Origin of the sequence: Bacillus sp. FSL R10-2780 (assembly GCF_038006125.1) — a bacterium.
In the GTDB taxonomy this organism is placed as follows: Bacteria; Bacillota; Bacilli; order Bacillales; family Bacillaceae_G; genus Bacillus_A; species Bacillus_A cereus_U.
In genome coordinates this window covers 54,941-72,650 of the sequence record NZ_JBBOUQ010000003.1, presented here as the reverse complement: position 1 = coordinate 72,650, position 17,710 = coordinate 54,941, and the positions used below count along the sequence as shown (strand labels likewise).

Below are 17,710 nucleotides of genomic sequence, written 5' to 3'. Positions count from 1 at the left end.
TATGAGCGATAATATCACTTAAAAATATAACTAACTGCCCAAAAAGACAGTTAGTTAAGTAATTAGCTATTTTACTATCACTGTCTTGATAATTATCCAAACTTCATATCCCATTACCATAACTTACAGAAAGTTATATCCTTTAAACACTTTCCATTTCAGCAGTATAGGTCTTATCTACAAATTGAACATGTTGTTGTAAATGCATATAGTTGCTTTCTTGAATGGAAGGAGCCCATACACATAATAACTTTCTAGCTCTAGAAAACGCCACATAACCTACACGTGCTTCTTCTATTTCTCCATTTTTTCCAAGCCACTCCTTAAGCTGAGATTCGTATTCAGCCATTACCAATACGCATTCCGCTTCTTGACCTTTTGCATCATGAATGTTTAAAACAGAGCCTTCACTTTCAGAAAAGTGCCCTTGCAGCTCTACTTGCTCTATGAGATGGGATAACATGGTACTCTTTGATGCTTTAACTTGATTCTTCCATTTGTAATTAAGCATATTTAGTTTTTTCCCTATAGATTTACCATACAGTTTTTTTGATTCTTCCATCAGAAATTTTTTCAGTACTACAAACAGCTCTTCCACCGATGTTTCTGTTAATACCAGGTTATCTAAAAACTGAAGCGTAAAGATCTGTAATTTCTTCCACATAAACATACTATATCCAATTTCAACTAATGCAATATAATTAGGATGTTCATTAAAAAATAAATAGCTGAAGGCTTCACTCATTCTTTCAACAGCTCTGTCAAATTCATTTCTCCGTTTATATGAGATAGCCAATATGAAATTTTGCAAGATTTGAAAGCGACGATAATGCTCTTTTGCTAATTTCTTTAAAAAAGGGCTTGCTTCCACTTCTTGTTTTTTTAAAAGACTATTTATATTTTTCACATAATCATTCCGTCTAGCTAGAATCATAAATGGCTTCTTTTGTTCCTCACATTCTATATCTGTACAAATACTTTGAAACAATTGAATAGCCTCTGAAGCCTCTTTGATATCTTTTATAAATATCACTTTTTGCTTTCTTGTAGCATTGTTACCAGCTCCAGTTTGCTCAATTTCTGTTTTGTAATTAGCAAACTGGACAATGTGTTGCGTACTACGAAAATTGTTGGTTAACATGTAGTTTCTGTAACTCTCATTGTTCCACTTTGCTTGAAATATTTCTGGCTTTGCTCCTGTAAAGCTATAAATTGATTGATTTGTATCCCCGACGCAAAAGAACGAAGAATGTTCTAGCAAAGAAAATAACTGCTCTTGATAATAAGTAACATCTTGATACTCATCTACAAGAATATATTTGAAACGGGAACTAAATGCATTCCGAATATGACCATACTTTTTTAAAATAAGATAAGAAAGATAAATCACATCTTGTTGATCTATGTACCCTCTATTTTTAATAAAATTCTTCCATGTCAACGCATCTGAAGGAGAAATCTTATCTCTATAGCAATAAGGATTTCCTTTTTCATCACGGCCCAGGCTCTCGAACGCTTTAAATATACTCTCATTAATATGATAATGGGGACGTCCTAACATATTTGCAATATAATCTTTATATCCCCTAGCAAAGCCCACAGAAGCAAGTTTATATGGTATCCCTTCCTTATGCTTAAAGTGTGAGTAGGGTTTAATCACATGCTCCAATAAAAATGAATGAATCGTTCCTATAAACAGTTCAGTAGGTAGCTGCACCCCTTCATTTTGTAGTCGCATCATGATTTCTTCTTTAGCCGCATTGGTATAAGTAATACAAGCAAGCCCAGACAAAGCATTTATGCGATTTTCAATTATATATTTCAACCGCTCTATCAATAACGTCGTTTTACCACTTCCAGGTCCAGCTTGTACAGTAATTGAATCAGTATGAGGAGCACATGCTATACTTCTCCGGAAATCATCATTATCAACCATCACTTCTTACCTCCTCTTCATTCGTAAGAAAATTAAATACCTGCTTGATATATGCTGGAATATGTAGAACTTTCCCTTTATTCAATTCATCTAATATGAACTGGGAGAATTGACCCTTCTCCTTTGAAATAACCTCATAGGCTTCTTTTGCAAATTCGTGCCCATCCAAAGTAACAACTCTTTCCCTTTCTGCTTTTGTTCCAATATCGTATGTTTGAATCAATTCACGAAAGAAAGATGCATTATTCTCCATCATCAAATCATATTCAAATGTTTTAAGATTACTAGATATATAAATATTAGAGGATGTGCTGAAATCTTTAATTAAACCAGCTGTTCTTGAACAGATTGGAAACTCACCAAATTTCGTAGGATAAGCTGCCTCTTTTACAACCTTGTCGTCACTTCCAATCACTTCATCCCCATGAATGTCTATTACAGGAACAGATTCTGGATCACTATCAGTCAAAACAGCACACTTCATATCTAATCCCTTTGATCCAAATAACTGTAAAAACGGCCTAAATGCTACACCATCTACTGAAATAATAGAGATTCCTTCACTTTCTAATGTTTTATCTTCTCCCGCGTGTCCCTTTTGTAGCATAGAGAAAAATTTCGGTATTAATAGACGTTCTGCAATTCCTTCTACTAATAAGACCTTTCTACCAAAGAAAATATCAGATTTGGTAGCATCTAACCATCTTTCTAAATACCGTTTATAATCACTTTCCTCTTTTTTATTTGTATCAAAAATTGTTCCAATACGTTTAGATAATGTCTTATTGTTTCCCTTATAAAACACTACTAAACTATCCAGTTCTGCATGAGAACTAACATGTGAAGAATGGGTTGTCATAATAACCTGGCCCAAAACTTTCTGATTAAAGAAATAATTAGCTAAGAACTTTTGTAAATGACTATGCAGATGAGCTTCCGGTTCCTCAACAATTAAAAGTGGAAACACATAGTCATGATTTTGATTTCGCTTTTCCTTAATGGCTGTATATTGAGTAAGTAAAAGGCTAATATACAGCAAATTATTATAACCAAGACCATTCATATCAACAGAATGTACTCTGTCTTCATTTGAACCGATTAGAACCTTTAAATCTTTCAATAAAGCATCATAGTCACTTTCTCCCATTTGGATTTTCACTCGCTGTCTCATAGTCCCAGTAATTTTCCCAAGGTGTTCATTGATATCACTCTGTACCTTCTGAATTTCTCTACCTTGCATAATTTGCTCATTAAGTTCATCAATTTTCCCTGAAATCTTATGAAGCTCTTCTTCCCCAAGATCGAAATTTTTTAGGATTCTCTGTAATTGACCAGAGGACTTTTTTAATTCAGCATTTGCATCTCTAAGAGCCCCTACATACTCGACTCCAAACTTGGATAGCATATTAAAATCAAAGGTGTCTAATGTTTCACGCTCTCCACCATAAATTATCCACTCGTACTCATGAAGGGGAAGCTGAATTTTGCTAATAGGAGTAGCATCAAGAGGAGCTGAAACCGAAATATTTGCCTTTGGTTTATACTTGTAGGTAAGTTTTGCCTCTCCTGGATTTCTTGTCAGCCATCTACTTGTAATAGCAAGCTCGTTTTCTGTTTCGATTCCATTTAAAGTTGCCTCAATTGTAATCTCTGGCCAAGTACCTTGAATCTTGAGTCCATTCCAAAAATCCTCTTGTTGCAATGTTCGTTTTCGTAAGGAGTAATTACTATTAAAGATAAGACTCAAAGCCTCTAAAAAATTGGATTTCCCCACATTATTTTCTCCAATTATTATAGATAAGCCTTCATTCAAGCTTACATTAAACTCCGAAAAGCTTCTGTAATTCAAAATTTTCACATCAGATATATACATAAAAGACCTCCATATTTATGATGACGTTCCAAATACTTCCATTATAGAAGATTAGCATATTTTTTTATTTGTATATTTGTGAAGGTAATAAACTAGAAAAGGTTTACTGAATTGATCTATATGACATATTTCAATAGTTCCGAAATGTCGATAACTTTCATATAAACAATTAGCTGCTCGCAAGATCTCATCCTCTACCTGTCTATCTAATAGATTATCCTCAAAGTTTATTAAACCTGTATTTTCATATATAGAACTTATATCCTTTGTTCGTTTTTCATATTGAGGTTTTTCACAAGAGCATGGAGGAATAGCCTTTCTTCTATTATGAGGAAGAAAGCTATATTCTTTATTACATTTAGGACATTTCAAATAATATCTTTTTTTATCTGATTTAAATACATGATTTGGTAGTATATCCCCATTTTTTTCATAATCCCAATACTCCACTAATTCTGGCCATTTATAGAATAATGTTCGTTTGTCAAATTCTTTTTTTATCTGTTTCTCAATATTACCCCTATCATTCTTTAGACTGATAGGGTATTCACGAAACGTGGATTCTTTATTTTTATCTATGAAATTTAATAATTCTAAAATCACTTCAGAAATATTAGCATAATTATGATTTGGACAGTATGAATAATACCAATCCGCAGGATACTCTGTTTTTGTTTGTTGTTCTTTAGAGCTTTCCACTATTCTTAATAATTTTACTTGATTATCTTTGCAGAGCTTAAATTTTAATTCGTCATTAAAATTATTTGAGTGAAATCTTTCTCCATCGTATTCAATTCCTATTCTATATTCAGGGAGATAAATATCAATAGACATCTTCCCCAACCAGTCAAATTGTTTTTGACTTTCAATATTATAAAATGCTTTTTTTAGATAATAGTATAAATATTGTTCTGGAATAGATGATTGTATTGACTTTGCTAAATAACCAATGTCTGTAGCTTCCGACTGTAGTTTTTCAAATCGCTTATTTAATGATTTTTCTTTCTTACACTTCAAGCAATCAATTTTACCTAGTAAAATACGTTCTTTGACTTGTAACGCTTTATACGAACCACATTTTAGACAATTCCATTTTATATATTCCGAACTATTATGGGCTATTTTTGAAGGCTTAGTAAACTTCAAAAATTCACCTAATCTCCCCCCATATTCTTCTAAAATATCCATTCGATCATTATCTATACACCAATTTTCCAACGACTTTATCATCTAATAATTTCTCCTTTTATCAAAATAAAAAGTTTCACATAATTATAAGCCTTGTTTGTCTCATCCAATCATAAGTTGCATCCAACACTTTGATTGAAGAGATAAAGCATCGCGTCTTTTTTTAAAACATCGTAATTTAATCCAAATATACACTTACTACCACAAGATATAGCACTCTATATGATTAATTAGTATACTAAATCATAAGTTCTCAATATCCTTCTATTATATGAAATTATTGCTCTCCTTTGTTATTTTTAAGGTAGAACATAAAAAGAAAATTTTAAAAGAGTCCTATTAAATTAGGACTCTCAAAACAGTCTCACAGAAACCAATTAATAAATTCAACGACTACCATTACAAATTTAATCACCTGGATTACTAACTCAATCTTAGAAACGGCATTTTCTTTTCTCACATTACTTTCCCTGCCTTTCTCACCTCCAAGTTTTTTTGTATTATTTTTGTTCTGCTTCTTGCTTTTTTTTACTCATCTATAAAACTCCTGACTTTTTAAAGTAACAAGATTAACTCGTCCACTTTTTATAGCCACTATCTGATACACATTCATTTCACCTGCTCATCTATTTCACTTTTTATGTAAAAAATTAACAATGAACAAATTCATTTTATGTAGTTACATATAAAAACAATTATTAGCATTCCCAAAAGGTACACCTTTTAAAGGAGGTAGATATCTATGAAAAACATTGCTTCAAAACATTAAAAACTTCATATTTGAAGTACTTCTATAAAATAAATACCTTTTGAAGCGGTTATGAAGCTCGTGAGAAAATACTTCTAGATGAACAAGCTAAAATAGCTCATGCTCGAGAAGAAGGATTAGAAGAAGGTATTGAACAAGGAAAAATTCAATTAATTCGTGGTATGCATAAGAATGAAATGCCATTAGAAGATATTGCAAAATTCACTGGTCTCAGTACAGAAGAAATACGAAAATTACTATTATAATTAATTATATATCATGGCAAAAGCTTTGCGAAAACTCCCGCAAAGCTTTTTATCAATAGATCGTAAGCGAAAACAGGTTTCTTCTATTTGTTCTAGAAGAAGCATTTTTAATTTGTTGGGGCTAAAACAGTCTTCTAATAATATTTGCCATCTTGTAATAGAAGTGCTTTTCAGAATGTATTTATTAGCAATCAGGCTCTCATCAATACCATATGAGAAGCGATATGACTCTTCAGTAGCCTTTCCAATTCCCCATACTTTTTGAAGGGGTTTGATTTCCCATGATTTCTTTGAAACATCTTCGTATGTCCACATAGCAATCCTTGATTTTGAATGTTTACTTTCCACATCAAGAGCAACTTTTGCAAGGAATAGGTTAGGCGCAATTCCAATGGATGCAGTTATTCCAGTTGTATCATATATCTCTTTTTGAATTCGTTTAGCAATTACAATTGGATCACGTCCGAAAAGGTGAGCTGTTTGTTGCATGTCTAGAAAGCACTCATCTATTGAGTAAACGTGTAGATCCTCTAACGTTACATACTTCGTATAAATTTCTGTGATTTGATTTGAAATTTCAACAAATCTTCTCATTGTTGCATTTACGATAATTATATTTGGATCTTTTGGTATTTCGTATAATCTGGTTGCCGTAGAAATGTCCAACTTTTTCAGTTCGGGAGTGGCAGCCAGCACAATTGCCCCTTTTCTATTTACATCCCCAACGGCAGCTAATTTTACTTTTAAAGGATCTAATCCCCTCATGACACACGCACAACTGGAAAAAAATGAACAAAGGTCTATGCAGAAAATCATTCGATTCATGCATTTTGAGTAATCAAACATCATTTTACCCTCCAATAACAGAACATTTGTTCTTATTGTAAACCTATGGTTGTGCGTTATACAACCATTTAGAAAATATTTTTTAATTATTATTGTGGTACGTGAAATTATATACATATATTTCTTCAATATTCGACCACTGAACAATATAGTATCTCTTAATTTATTAAACTCGTTTTCATTACTCCATAAATTAAGAAAAGCCTAAACCCTTGTGTACCAATGGATTTAAGCTTTTTATTTTGTAAGAATGCACTTTGCAACAAGTTGCCATTAGGATAGTGTATCAGCAACTTGTAGCTATTACTATGAATGCTAGATTCCTCAAAATTATTCCATATTTTTTGATTTTCTTTATATTATTCTATGCTTTGTTTCAAATTATAATTCCATATTTATGAACAAAGGTTTAGTTTTATGGAATATTGTACAAGCTATAAGTACGATATTCTTTATTTAGGAGGGATTCCTTATGTTTGGTCTAGGAAAAAAAAGAACTCCATTTGGTGACTATTTGGATCGTAGAGGAATTAAACAACAGTGGTTAGTGCAAAAAACTGGATTAAGTAAATCATTAATAAGTGATTTAGCGAATAAAAAGGATCGTGTTCCCACTTTAACATCCGCAACTAAAATCATTAAAACACTAAGAAAATTTGATAACCGCATTGATTATCATGATTTTTGGGATATCAATATTTAAAATTCCTAGAATATGTGGTCCATCACGAACGTTCTCATAAACACATTTTGTTTTGCAGCATATTGTTCTAATTTGGATTGCCGATAGTCTGATAATGTGAAAAAGATAATTACTGGAACAATAGCATTCTGTCTTTTGTAGATATCTGTTATATGGCCATATAACTGTATTTTATGTTCGTTTGCCTTCATATGTTGCAATCGATCTATTTCAACGAAATGGGGAACATTATTTTCAAAATACGTTGCGTCAGGAATAATCTGATACCGTTGACCATTGATTGAAAACTCTATAGATCTTTCTGTTTTCCATTCTGGAAATCCAAGCCACATCCAGCCTTCGTTTCTCATTAATATGTGTTGTAATTGACTGCTTTTCTTTACTTCCCTTGTAATTCCTAATAAATCACGCCCTTTTTTATTTAAATAATATACATGCTCACGAGCTATTTTAGTAATATGACAATACGGCGTCAAATCCTTTAATACACGATTTGCATTTCGAATACTTCCTAGGCAGTGGATGGCTTGCAATTGCCTCCTGGTTGCAAAATCTAACTTACTCAAAGTAGATAAAATCTCGATTTGTCTCGCTTTCTGTTTGAGCGTTTGATGCCTCATTTTGTTTCACCACCTTGTATTTCTTCAGTAACTTCCACATGTCTGTATCCTTTAAATAAGGTACCTGGATTTCCTCTGTACGATCTGTTTTAAACAATGCTCTTCCTGGAAGAGACGGCAAATCCTCGAGTCCTGATTCATCCAAAGCAACTTGTGAAGCGACCGTCGTTGGTAATCGAAAGCCTATTTTCGCATCAGCATTTTGTTTAATTTGTCTTGGCAATGTATCAGAGGTTGGATATTGCGTACAAAATATGAGCCGGAATCCTAAACCACCTCCGATTCTTGCGATTTCAGATAGCATCTCCTGACACATGAATAATACATCACGTTGTTTTTTAGGTAATCCTTGTGTCGGGCAAAGATTTGCCCCTTCATCTACTATGATGAAGCAACGTTCTCTAATTGATGTGTCTATGATATTGGTAAAATAGGACTTCTTCATCATTTCAATCTGTTTTATCATCTTTTCGCGTACTCTCCCCAACATCTCTAACGCCCGTTCCGGGTTTTCAGCTACTTCTACAACTTGGGATAGATCTTCATAAGGACTAAATTCTAGCCCTTCTTTCAGATCAACAATAAAAAATTTCACGTGTTGAGATTGTTGTAAAATTAAACTTGTCATCACATTTTTTAAGAATACTGTCTTTCCAAAACGAGTCATTCCACTTACACACATATGAGGTGTCTTCTCAAAGTCATGATATACATATTTATCTAACGCTTTCCCCACCATAACGCTCCATGTATGCTCTTTTAATAGATCCTTAGACCAATTCCACATTTCAGGTATTTGTTGGCTAAATACTCGAATATGAAGCTCTCTTTGGTGAAACGATATTTTAACAGGTTTATATAGGCCTTCTTCTAATATTTCAGCTAACTTTTGGATAAGTTGACTAGGTACACCAAGTGGTAACTTGTAAACATAATTCATACTTATATCATCTTTAATTTCCTTTATAAAAATGGGGTATTGTAATTCACCTTTATGTTGAACACATATCTTTGTAATTTCAAAAAACGTTGCAATTTTTTTCTTATCACTCATTCCGTTACTTTGATAAAAATAAGCTACAGTTATAAAGGTTGCTGGGATTAATAAAAGTGACAACATTCCCTCCATACCTCCTTAAGGTAGTTGAGCCTGTATGGAAGCTTAGAAAAAGCTGTTTAAGATGCGCTATTATAATTACTTTCAACTACCAGATGTAATACTAACGTAGAAACACATCTAGTATATCCATTAGAACGTACCAAACACTCCCAATCAACAAGCATTTAAGACCCGCACGTAGCAACCAACCTGGAAGATAAAGCCCTTTCTTCTTCAGCAATTTTATTCCTAAAACTGAAGCTCCGGTCACGCCATATACAATCCCTAACTCTCCAATGATTGTCATGTTTATCTCATCCTTTCTGTTTGATAGATAAATTCCCCTTCCGATCTCTATAAAGTTGATAATCATCCAGTAGCTCATTCCATGACAATGCATGTTCTTCGCCGTATAACTCCTCCTCAATTTTTTGACTTAAATAATAGTAACCTCGGTATTGTTGGTCCAGGTATACTTCGTGACGTAACATATGCTCTTGTATAGCGCATATGTTTTCTTCATTTTTATTAGCTTTGTACATTTGATTCAATGTTCGAGAAGAATACAGATAAGGTGTACTATACAGCATTTGATATTGACTCATATGTCTTCACCATCCATATAGATTTCTAGATACACTAAATACATATGATAATGATACGGATTTTCGAATTTGTCCCAAAAAAAATATGTCATTCCTATTTTGGAATGACATTCGACAAAAATCTTAAATTCTTTGAAACTGTGCTAATAACAAGAAAACTCCCCTTTCTTCACGCCGTCGCAAGCAAAAAAAGGGTGGTTTTCTTAAAAATAAATGATAATTGATAGCGACCACCTGACGGTAGCAGTTATCAAAAGAGGAGCACATGTTGGTAGCATGTGCTCCTCTTTTTTATTGTATGATTTTTTTAATCAGTTATATACCTGATTAAAAAATATTGTTTCCTAATTTATTCCTTTTATAAGTGGTTCGAAAGTAAAATCAAAAATTGTAAATTAATCTTTTCAGTTATTTTAGTAACAATGTAATTGAAGAGTAGTTAATAAAATCTAATATAAATATATATCTTATATATATTAAAAATATAAAGATAAAACTTATATAGGACCGGCAAATGTATGTATATCCTTACTGTAACATACACTTTTAACATCTCATTACGTAAAAAATCATAAATGGTAGAATCTCACAACGGAAAAATAGGCAATATTATGATCTAAAGTCTACAAATAATCATAAATGAAATTTAGTATTCCTACATAAAAAATGAAACAAATTGATACATTGTTAAACATATTTATTCAATCGTAAAATTTCATGTGAATTCACTGAATCTCAACAATCTTATTGTATTTACCCACAAAAGATTCACATTATGTGTTAATTAATCAACATTATTAAGATCTAGCACATAACTCACATTAATATTGATGATTTTTGATAGATGAAGGCGTATAAGCTATATATATCAATGATAATTGCACAAAATTACTCACATTATGTGTTATTTATCTACTTATCCACGAAATTTAATTTTTTTCTTATGATTTCTTGTAGATATTTGAATGTATTTAGACAACTCATAACATGTTTTTATGAAAGTATGTGTGGAAATTGAGATAGGTATCACACTATTTTTGTATATGATTGCATAAAAAAAGACTCTATTATGAATAGAATCGAGTAAAGTTACTTATTGTGAAGAATGAGTAAAATTCTTCACAATAAACGTATCAACACGAATAGCCCTCTATCTTGAATTTTTTTCAAAAATAGAGAGCTGATTATGATTAATTCGTTTTCATTGCTGTCAGTACTTGCTCAGCTGTTGTTACTGGGATACCAGCGCGTATTAACTGTTCAAAGGCACGCATAAATGTAATTAAATTAAAGTTATCTGGTACTTCAATAACGCGAAGCTTTTCTTTCGGTAATCTATCTATCTTTTCAATGAACAATTCCCGAACATCACTAGGAATAGAGCGCTCTTTATGTCCTCTTGCCTTTAAGAGTTCACGTATTTCTATTTCTAAAGCCATATAAGCGTTTAGGTGTGTACCTTGTTCATAAGCGTACTTTCTAAACAACGTTTCTTCTTGATACTTTAGATAGTTGCGGTGATACGATTCCTCTGTAACAGGTACAGCAAATTTGTAGTTTAGTAACTCATACGTTTTGCGGAACAGCTTTTTGATGTTTCGCAGAGAGTACATAGAGAAATGCAATCCGAAATCAAATACAGCTTGTTCTTTATGTTCTTTCGGAACATGTTGTGTAATCAGAGGATAAATACCTTCTTTAGCCGCTGTATCAAGAATTTGATATTGTGATGTTTGATTTAATAATTTCTTCAGTGTATATACTAACTTGCTTGGATATTCTTCATTACGATCTATCATGTCACGTAAGCTATGAATTACGCTTCGAATTTGTCGATGGCATGTATATTTAAGTACATGGATAAACTTGTTCATGTCTTGTGTAAATTCACCAATATTCATTTCTTGTAGTACGGATTCGATAAAACGAGCTTTACGAGCATAAGTAAGCTTTGGTGTGAATGGATCGCGATACTGTACTTCTCCTGTTTCTTTTGCACATAAGAAATCCGTATGTAAGGATAGATATAGAGTCGTATATCTTTTTTTATTCTTAACCCCTTTTTGTAATTTACAAATTTTGAATAGTGAAGTCCCTGTACATGGTAATGCAGTTGTTAATTCTGTCATAACTGCGCGGATTTGATGTGGATATTTTTTATGTAAAAAGCGGTACATCCCACCAAAATGAGTTTTATTCCCTTTTTCATCTTGTTTGTCTAAGGAACGTTTTAGTGTAGTTTCACTGTGCTGTTGCATAGCAATATCTAAGAATAGCTTTTTAGATGCAACTGATAGCTCAAAGAAAGCTTTCGTAAATACCACGGGGCTAATATAAACATATGCATTGGCCTTTTCAGTTTCTTCATTCATAAAATGAGTTAATTTAATTGTATATCGGCCATCTAATTCATTTTCAATCGTAATAATGTTATGTATACTTAATTTCTTTAATGCAATATAGAATTGAGAATGCTGTATGTAAGCAAATTCTTCTTTATATAGTTTGTAATCTTCCCACATCATATGTATTGTTACATTTGGAATGATTCCATTCGTGTAACATTTTTTATGTAGATATAAGAAGACTTCCAAATCTGCGTTTGTAAGGCCATATAATTTATGCTTTCTTCCCATTGTTTCCGAAATAGCAGATAGTGTACGACGTGAAAAAGATGGTTTAGCCTGTGCTACGAAGCCATCCACATCGGCAATGCGCTCCTCATATGTCATATGATCAACAATATCCTCAAGGTATGTATCTTTATAGCTGTAGTATTTCTCTTCGAAAGTTTCAACAAGTTTTTGCCAAGACTTCAGTGTTACTAAAACTGCATTTGTAGATTGTCCATTTAGACTACGTTGATTACGAATAATAAATGATTTTCCCATCTTTTTCACCTCCTACCTATAAATTCAGAAATAAATGCCAAAACACTATAAAATATACCAATTTTGATTATACCAAATCGAAATTTGCTGAAATGCGTCCCTTTAAGAGAAAAAATAAAAAGATGAAACGCCCTTTAATCCCTTGTGTATCAAGGGGTTTCAGACTTCTTGAAATTTTTTTTATGGACATGATATGGCTATGGATTTTCATATTGGTAGAAAAGAAGGGAAATAGCAAAAAAACCTTGTAAACATGATTAAATCAACGGTTATATCGATTTTCAAAAAAATAAAAGGGACATGATATGGCTATGGATTTTCATGTTTATAATTGTGAATTAAACAGATGAACCCTTTTAAATAGTGATGTTAATGGGGTTTATCTGTAATTTTATAATTACAAAAGGAACATGAAGTGGCTAGGCTAGTTTTCATGTTTGGGTAAAAAAGGGGACATCATACAGCTATGGATTTTCATGTTGCATAAATACATGAAAATAGGGTTATAAACATGTAAAGCCTTAATATAAAAAGGTTTATGGGGGTTTCTTCTGAAAAAAAGGGACATCATATAGCTATAAATTTTCATAACGAATTGTATAGGTGTAGTAGAAAAGCTTATATATCAAGCTTGAAGCATTTTTAGAAAAAAATTTCGAGTTAGTAAAAAGAGTTACATAATGTCATTTTTGTTTCATGTTTTGATGGAAAGGGACATGATATGGCTATAAATTTTCATTTTGATGAATTTGGGGTGTTCGAAGTAACATTAATATTTTAATCCTTACATTTTTTTACTTTTACTTCTCTTTTAACGAACTTCAGCCAGAATTCTCCTTCCTCTAAGCGAAGCGTAGGTGGGAGATGAATGGCCCGACCTAACAAAAGTACTTCTGAGTGGTAAAGCATCGTAAAATTTGTTTATAATAGAGTTATTAGAACAAATATTCGGAGGTGACGACATAATGAAATTGAACTACAGGTTTGAAATCTATCCTACAATAGAACAACAACATACATTAGAGAGATGGATTTCCATTTGTCGTCAGCAATATAACTCCGCTTTGCTAGATAAACAACGATATTATAAACAAAACAAAAAAGACTTAACACGGTATGAATTACAAAATCAGCAAAAACTTGATAAAAAGATATATCATTTCTTAAAAGAGGTTCCTTCGCAACCTTTTCAGGAAGTGTTTGCGCGCTTGGAAAAAGCCTATAAAAAGTTCTTTAAAAAGGATGCTGGCTATCCAAAAATGAAAAGTTTTAAAGAATATCGTTCTATTACTCTTACTCAATTTGGTATGTTCAAATATAAAAAGAAGGATGGTTCCTTGGGGACAAGCCGTCGTATGTGTTCTCTCACAAAAGGCGGTAAACTTCTTATCTCGAAATTAGGGGTCATTGATATCAAATGGCACCGTAAATTAGATGGCCGCGTTAAACAAGTTGTCATAAAACATCAAGGAAACCGTTGGTTTGCGACTTTTTGTGTTGAAAAACACGTAAACCAAGATTCTATTTGTGATGCAAATAAAACAACTGGTATTGATGTAGGCATCAAAAAATTTGCGGTTCTATCTAATGGAGAAGAAGTTCAGAATCCTACGTTCTTACGCAAAGAAGAGCGTAAATTAAAACGTGCGCAACGTAAACATTCAAAAATGAAAAAAGGTTCGAAGAACTGGTGCAAGCAAGTAGACAAATTACAACAAATTCATACGAAGATAGCGAATCAACGTAAGGATTTCTTGCACAAACTAAGCTTCCGATTAACCAACAGCTATGGTGTAATTTGTATAGAAGACCTAAAAATCAAAAATATGGTACGTAACCGTCACCTAGCAAAATCCATCCACGATGCAGGTTGGGGGATGTTCCGTACATTCCTCTCCTACAAGGCAAAACGAAATGGTGGATGTTTGGTAATGGTAAAACCGCACTACACGTCACAAAAATGTTCGAATTGCGGGGAAACAGTTAAGAGATCACTTTCTGTTCGTACGCACGTATGCAAACAATGTGGTACTGTACTGGATCGTGACCACAATGCAGCGATTAACATTGAAAAAGCCGGCTTAACGCAAATTGCGTATCAGCCAACATATTAAATGTACATAACATCTATATAACTGTAGGGCAAGGTCTTGTCCGAACAGTATAATCTACGCCTGTGGAGAGCGTGTAAGACCGAATCTCGTAAGAGATAGGCAATGCTTGTAGAATCAGGAATCCCCCACTTCAAGCGGTGATAATCGGTAAGTGGTGGGTAGTTCACAGCTACAGTAACTATGTTTTTAAGGTGAAATTAGAGCGAGATAAATAAAATGTCGAAAATATAAGAATTTTTTGTTTTTTTGTTGATTTATGTTATTTTTAATGTTAAACTCATAATAACAAAGAAAGAGTAAACGAAAACCCTTAGCGAATAAATTATCAGAATTTTCATTCTTTTATAGGTTTACTCCATGTGATTTACACGTTTGTGTATTGCTTTTCCACTCTTTCTTTGTTCTTCCTTATAAAAGAAAACAATCTGTTTTTATCCTAGTTGTTTTCTCTTGTAAAGATTTAATTTGTTTTTTATACAGTTGGAACTACTATTTTAAAAATTATTGTTGTTTAGGGGGGATAGCTAATAGTTTGGACATGTAATGAAGAGTTTTTATTACAATGGAGTGGATCCAGAAAGAGGTGAAAAATAAGAAATTTGGATGTTAGTTTTTTAATTTTGGAAAAGGAAGAATAAAAATATAGTGGACATACAATTACAATAAAGGAATGCAGTATAGATCAGTATACTTGCATTCCTTTGCTATGAAAATGTATGGTGTTTGTTTAAGAAAGATAAGATAGTATAAATTATGCTTTGTATCGGCTTAATAATCTATTTATTTATATATAACAAATAGTAGAACTTTGTATTTATAAATAATATTACTGAAAATCTACTAGAAAAAGAGCTAATGGATGAAAGATAGGTTATTGTATAAGTACTTGTATAATTGCTATTTGGATTTTACAAATCGATTCAGTCTTGTATAATCAGTTACAAAGTGGGCTATAAGTATGCAAACTAGAGCCCTTAACATGTTAAGGGTGAAATGAAAGAATTGAATATTCTGACTGTATTTCTAGTTTTATAAAAAGGAACATCATATAGCTAATTATTTTCAAATTAAGATCAATAATAACTAAATGTATATAAGGAGCCGAATTTAAATGGAAGACGTTCTACAATTGTTTAGAGACGCACTATCAATAACTGAACAACTGTATAAACAAGATGAGCAATTGTGGCATAAATGGGTTTCCTATTATGTTGAGGTTGAAGCAGATCAAAGTAAAATTGTGACTTCAGAATACCTTTCTCCATCATTTTCAATGCTTGTACAGTGGTTAGAGCAACAACAAAGAAAAGGTGTTTCTCCTCTAGATATATTTAAAAATATAGATAAATACAGATTAATTATTCATGAGACTATAGGTGTCTTTATTGAACAAGAGTTTCGTAAAAATCAGACAGCTAGTACTATAGTGCACACAGCAACAAGTGAATCAGATGCGAACATATTGAATGAAAACTATTTAGAAGTAAATAACTCCGCGGTCTATTATAAGTTAAGAGATGGAATAGCTAAAAATCAATTTGAAGAAGATGAAAACACACGGTTAAAATCTTATCCTATTGAAACAAAGGATAGTAATGGAGTGGCACAGCTTTCCTCTCATAAAGATGAAGATCTAAAGTTAACGAATATTGAAGAGACAGCAAGATGGAATACATTAGTAGATGGTGTAATGAGTAATATGGATGATCTAACTGCAGATTGTTTAGATACCATCACGATTCAATGGTTGAACGAAGCAAAATCGCCTGATGAATTTATTGATTTTTCATATGAACAAGTTTTAGAAATGTGCAGTATTTCAAAGGCTAAGGCAAATGGTGTCGAATATTATAGGGTAGAAGATAAAATTAAAGTTGCGAAGCGGATTGCGGCCCTAGCGAGTATTTTTATATATCTAAATGATGACAATGAAGTAGTCGTATTAAATGATCGCGCTGAAACAGGTAAGCATTATGAAGTAAAACGCGAGGTAATCAAAAGACTATTTGTATTAGATTCCGTAGTTCTATGGAGAGATAAAAACACAAACGAATACATGGGGATAGAATCGTGTCGAATCAAACCGGGAAGTTTCTTATCCGGATATCTATATGGATCTAATAGTACTACCGCATTATTATCAAAAAAGGCACTTGAATATAATAGTTATAGACACAAATATCATAAAAGATTAATTCGATATTTGACATGGCAATGGAGAATACGTCAAATGTTTTCTAGCTTACAAAGACCTTATTCTATAGGTGGAGATAAAGGTTTGTTAGCAGTTATGGGGATAAACCAAAAACAAAAACCTAATCGTATCCGTGAACAATTAGAAAATGTTCTTAGTGATTTAGAAAAAGAAGAAGTAATTTCTCATTGGGAATATCATAATGGTTTAGAAGAAGAAAAACTGACAAAGAAGAATTGGTTTAAAAACTATTATTCACAGTTAGGAATAGTAATATTGCCACCCAAAGAATTAATTAGTTCAATGGAAAACTTAGCGAAAAAGAAAACAATTGATACAATACATGAGGAAAGTCATCCAGTAAAAATTGTAGAAAAACCATTAGATACGAATGAAAATGAACAACTTATCAGGGAGAAAATAGAGTTTATTCATATGAAGAAGAATATAACTATGCGAGAACTATCAATAGAGATAGGTATATCACAGCCTACTCTTTCTAGATTCTATAATAAAAAAACAAAGCGTCTCTCTAGTACGGCGAGAAGCAAATTAAACCAATGGTATAAAAGACAAATCATCATCGATAAAATGTAAGTTAAAGCTAAAAATTAGTATTAAAAAGAG

At 32.4% G+C, this 17,710-nt stretch carries 12 protein-coding genes and 1 pseudogene; 4 read left to right on the top strand and 9 right to left on the bottom strand.

Going from position 1 to position 17,710, the window contains the following annotated elements; all coding sequences use genetic code 11:
- Positions 1 to 142: 142 nt before the first annotated feature.
- The 3 genes from NSQ47_RS26620 to NSQ47_RS26610 are packed head-to-tail and all read right to left on the bottom strand — an operon-like array spanning position 143 to position 5,039.
- On the bottom strand, positions 143 to 1,936 hold the full coding sequence (locus NSQ47_RS26620; protein WP_000228155.1) for a UvrD-helicase domain-containing protein: 1,794 nt from the start codon (positions 1,934 to 1,936) through the stop codon (positions 143 to 145).
- Positions 1,929 to 3,809, bottom strand: coding sequence for an ATP-dependent nuclease (locus tag NSQ47_RS26615; protein ID WP_341038697.1), 1,881 nt, complete (start codon positions 3,807 to 3,809; stop codon positions 1,929 to 1,931). The genes NSQ47_RS26620 and NSQ47_RS26615 overlap by 8 nt, the downstream gene beginning before the upstream one ends.
- Before the next feature lie 51 nt (positions 3,810 to 3,860).
- Positions 3,861 to 5,039 carry a zinc-ribbon domain-containing protein gene (locus NSQ47_RS26610; protein ID WP_341038695.1) on the bottom strand — a complete coding sequence of 393 codons (1,179 nt, stop codon included), beginning with the start codon at positions 5,037 to 5,039 and terminating at the stop codon, positions 3,861 to 3,863.
- A gap of 771 nt (positions 5,040 to 5,810) precedes the next feature.
- Here NSQ47_RS26610 and NSQ47_RS26605 point away from each other — a divergent pair.
- A pseudogene (locus NSQ47_RS26605) lies at positions 5,811 to 6,011 on the top strand (Rpn family recombination-promoting nuclease/putative transposase); the annotation flags it as partial.
- Here the strand turns inward: NSQ47_RS26605 and NSQ47_RS26600 are convergent.
- A complete protein-coding gene (locus tag NSQ47_RS26600) occupies positions 6,012 to 6,857 on the bottom strand; it encodes a Y-family DNA polymerase (protein ID WP_341038693.1) in 846 nt (281 codons plus the stop codon). It abuts the pseudogene before it with no gap.
- A 472-nt stretch (positions 6,858 to 7,329) separates the two neighbouring features.
- Here NSQ47_RS26600 and NSQ47_RS26595 point away from each other — a divergent pair, with 472 nt between their 5' ends.
- Positions 7,330 to 7,560: a helix-turn-helix domain-containing protein gene (locus NSQ47_RS26595; protein WP_000467332.1), complete on the top strand. Its 231-nt coding sequence runs from the start codon at positions 7,330 to 7,332 to the stop codon at positions 7,558 to 7,560.
- A 5-nt stretch (positions 7,561 to 7,565) separates the two neighbouring features.
- On the opposite strand, the gene NSQ47_RS26590 is transcribed toward NSQ47_RS26595, so the two are convergent.
- From NSQ47_RS26590 to NSQ47_RS26570, 5 genes are all read right to left on the bottom strand, one after another.
- Positions 7,566 to 8,180: a replication-relaxation family protein gene (locus tag NSQ47_RS26590; protein ID WP_002107215.1), complete on the bottom strand. Its 615-nt coding sequence runs from the start codon at positions 8,178 to 8,180 to the stop codon at positions 7,566 to 7,568.
- Positions 8,119 to 9,300, bottom strand: a complete 1,182-nt coding sequence (locus tag NSQ47_RS26585) for an FtsK/SpoIIIE domain-containing protein (RefSeq protein WP_341038690.1) — start codon at positions 9,298 to 9,300, stop codon at positions 8,119 to 8,121. The genes NSQ47_RS26590 and NSQ47_RS26585 overlap by 62 nt, the downstream gene beginning before the upstream one ends.
- A 100-nt stretch (positions 9,301 to 9,400) precedes the next feature.
- The gene (locus NSQ47_RS26580) at positions 9,401 to 9,586 is read right to left on the bottom strand and encodes a hypothetical protein (RefSeq protein ID WP_002107213.1); all 186 of its coding nucleotides are present in this window, start codon (positions 9,584 to 9,586) and stop codon (positions 9,401 to 9,403) included.
- 7 nt (positions 9,587 to 9,593) lie between these two features.
- Entirely contained in the window at positions 9,594 to 9,884 is a 291-nt protein-coding gene (locus tag NSQ47_RS26575; protein WP_033714602.1) for a hypothetical protein, read from the bottom strand.
- 1,190 nt (positions 9,885 to 11,074) lie between these two features.
- Positions 11,075 to 12,775: a hypothetical protein gene (locus NSQ47_RS26570; protein ID WP_088099240.1), complete on the bottom strand. Its 1,701-nt coding sequence runs from the start codon at positions 12,773 to 12,775 to the stop codon at positions 11,075 to 11,077.
- A gap of 965 nt (positions 12,776 to 13,740) precedes the next feature.
- On the opposite strand from NSQ47_RS26570, the gene NSQ47_RS26565 reads away from it, so the two are divergent.
- Positions 13,741 to 14,889, top strand: coding sequence for an RNA-guided endonuclease InsQ/TnpB family protein (locus tag NSQ47_RS26565; protein ID WP_246907838.1), 1,149 nt, complete (start codon positions 13,741 to 13,743; stop codon positions 14,887 to 14,889).
- Between the two features lie 1,111 nt (positions 14,890 to 16,000).
- Positions 16,001 to 17,680 carry a helix-turn-helix domain-containing protein gene (locus tag NSQ47_RS26560; RefSeq protein WP_283750625.1) on the top strand — a complete coding sequence of 560 codons (1,680 nt, stop codon included), beginning with the start codon at positions 16,001 to 16,003 and terminating at the stop codon, positions 17,678 to 17,680.
- Positions 17,681 to 17,710 lie beyond the last annotated feature (30 nt).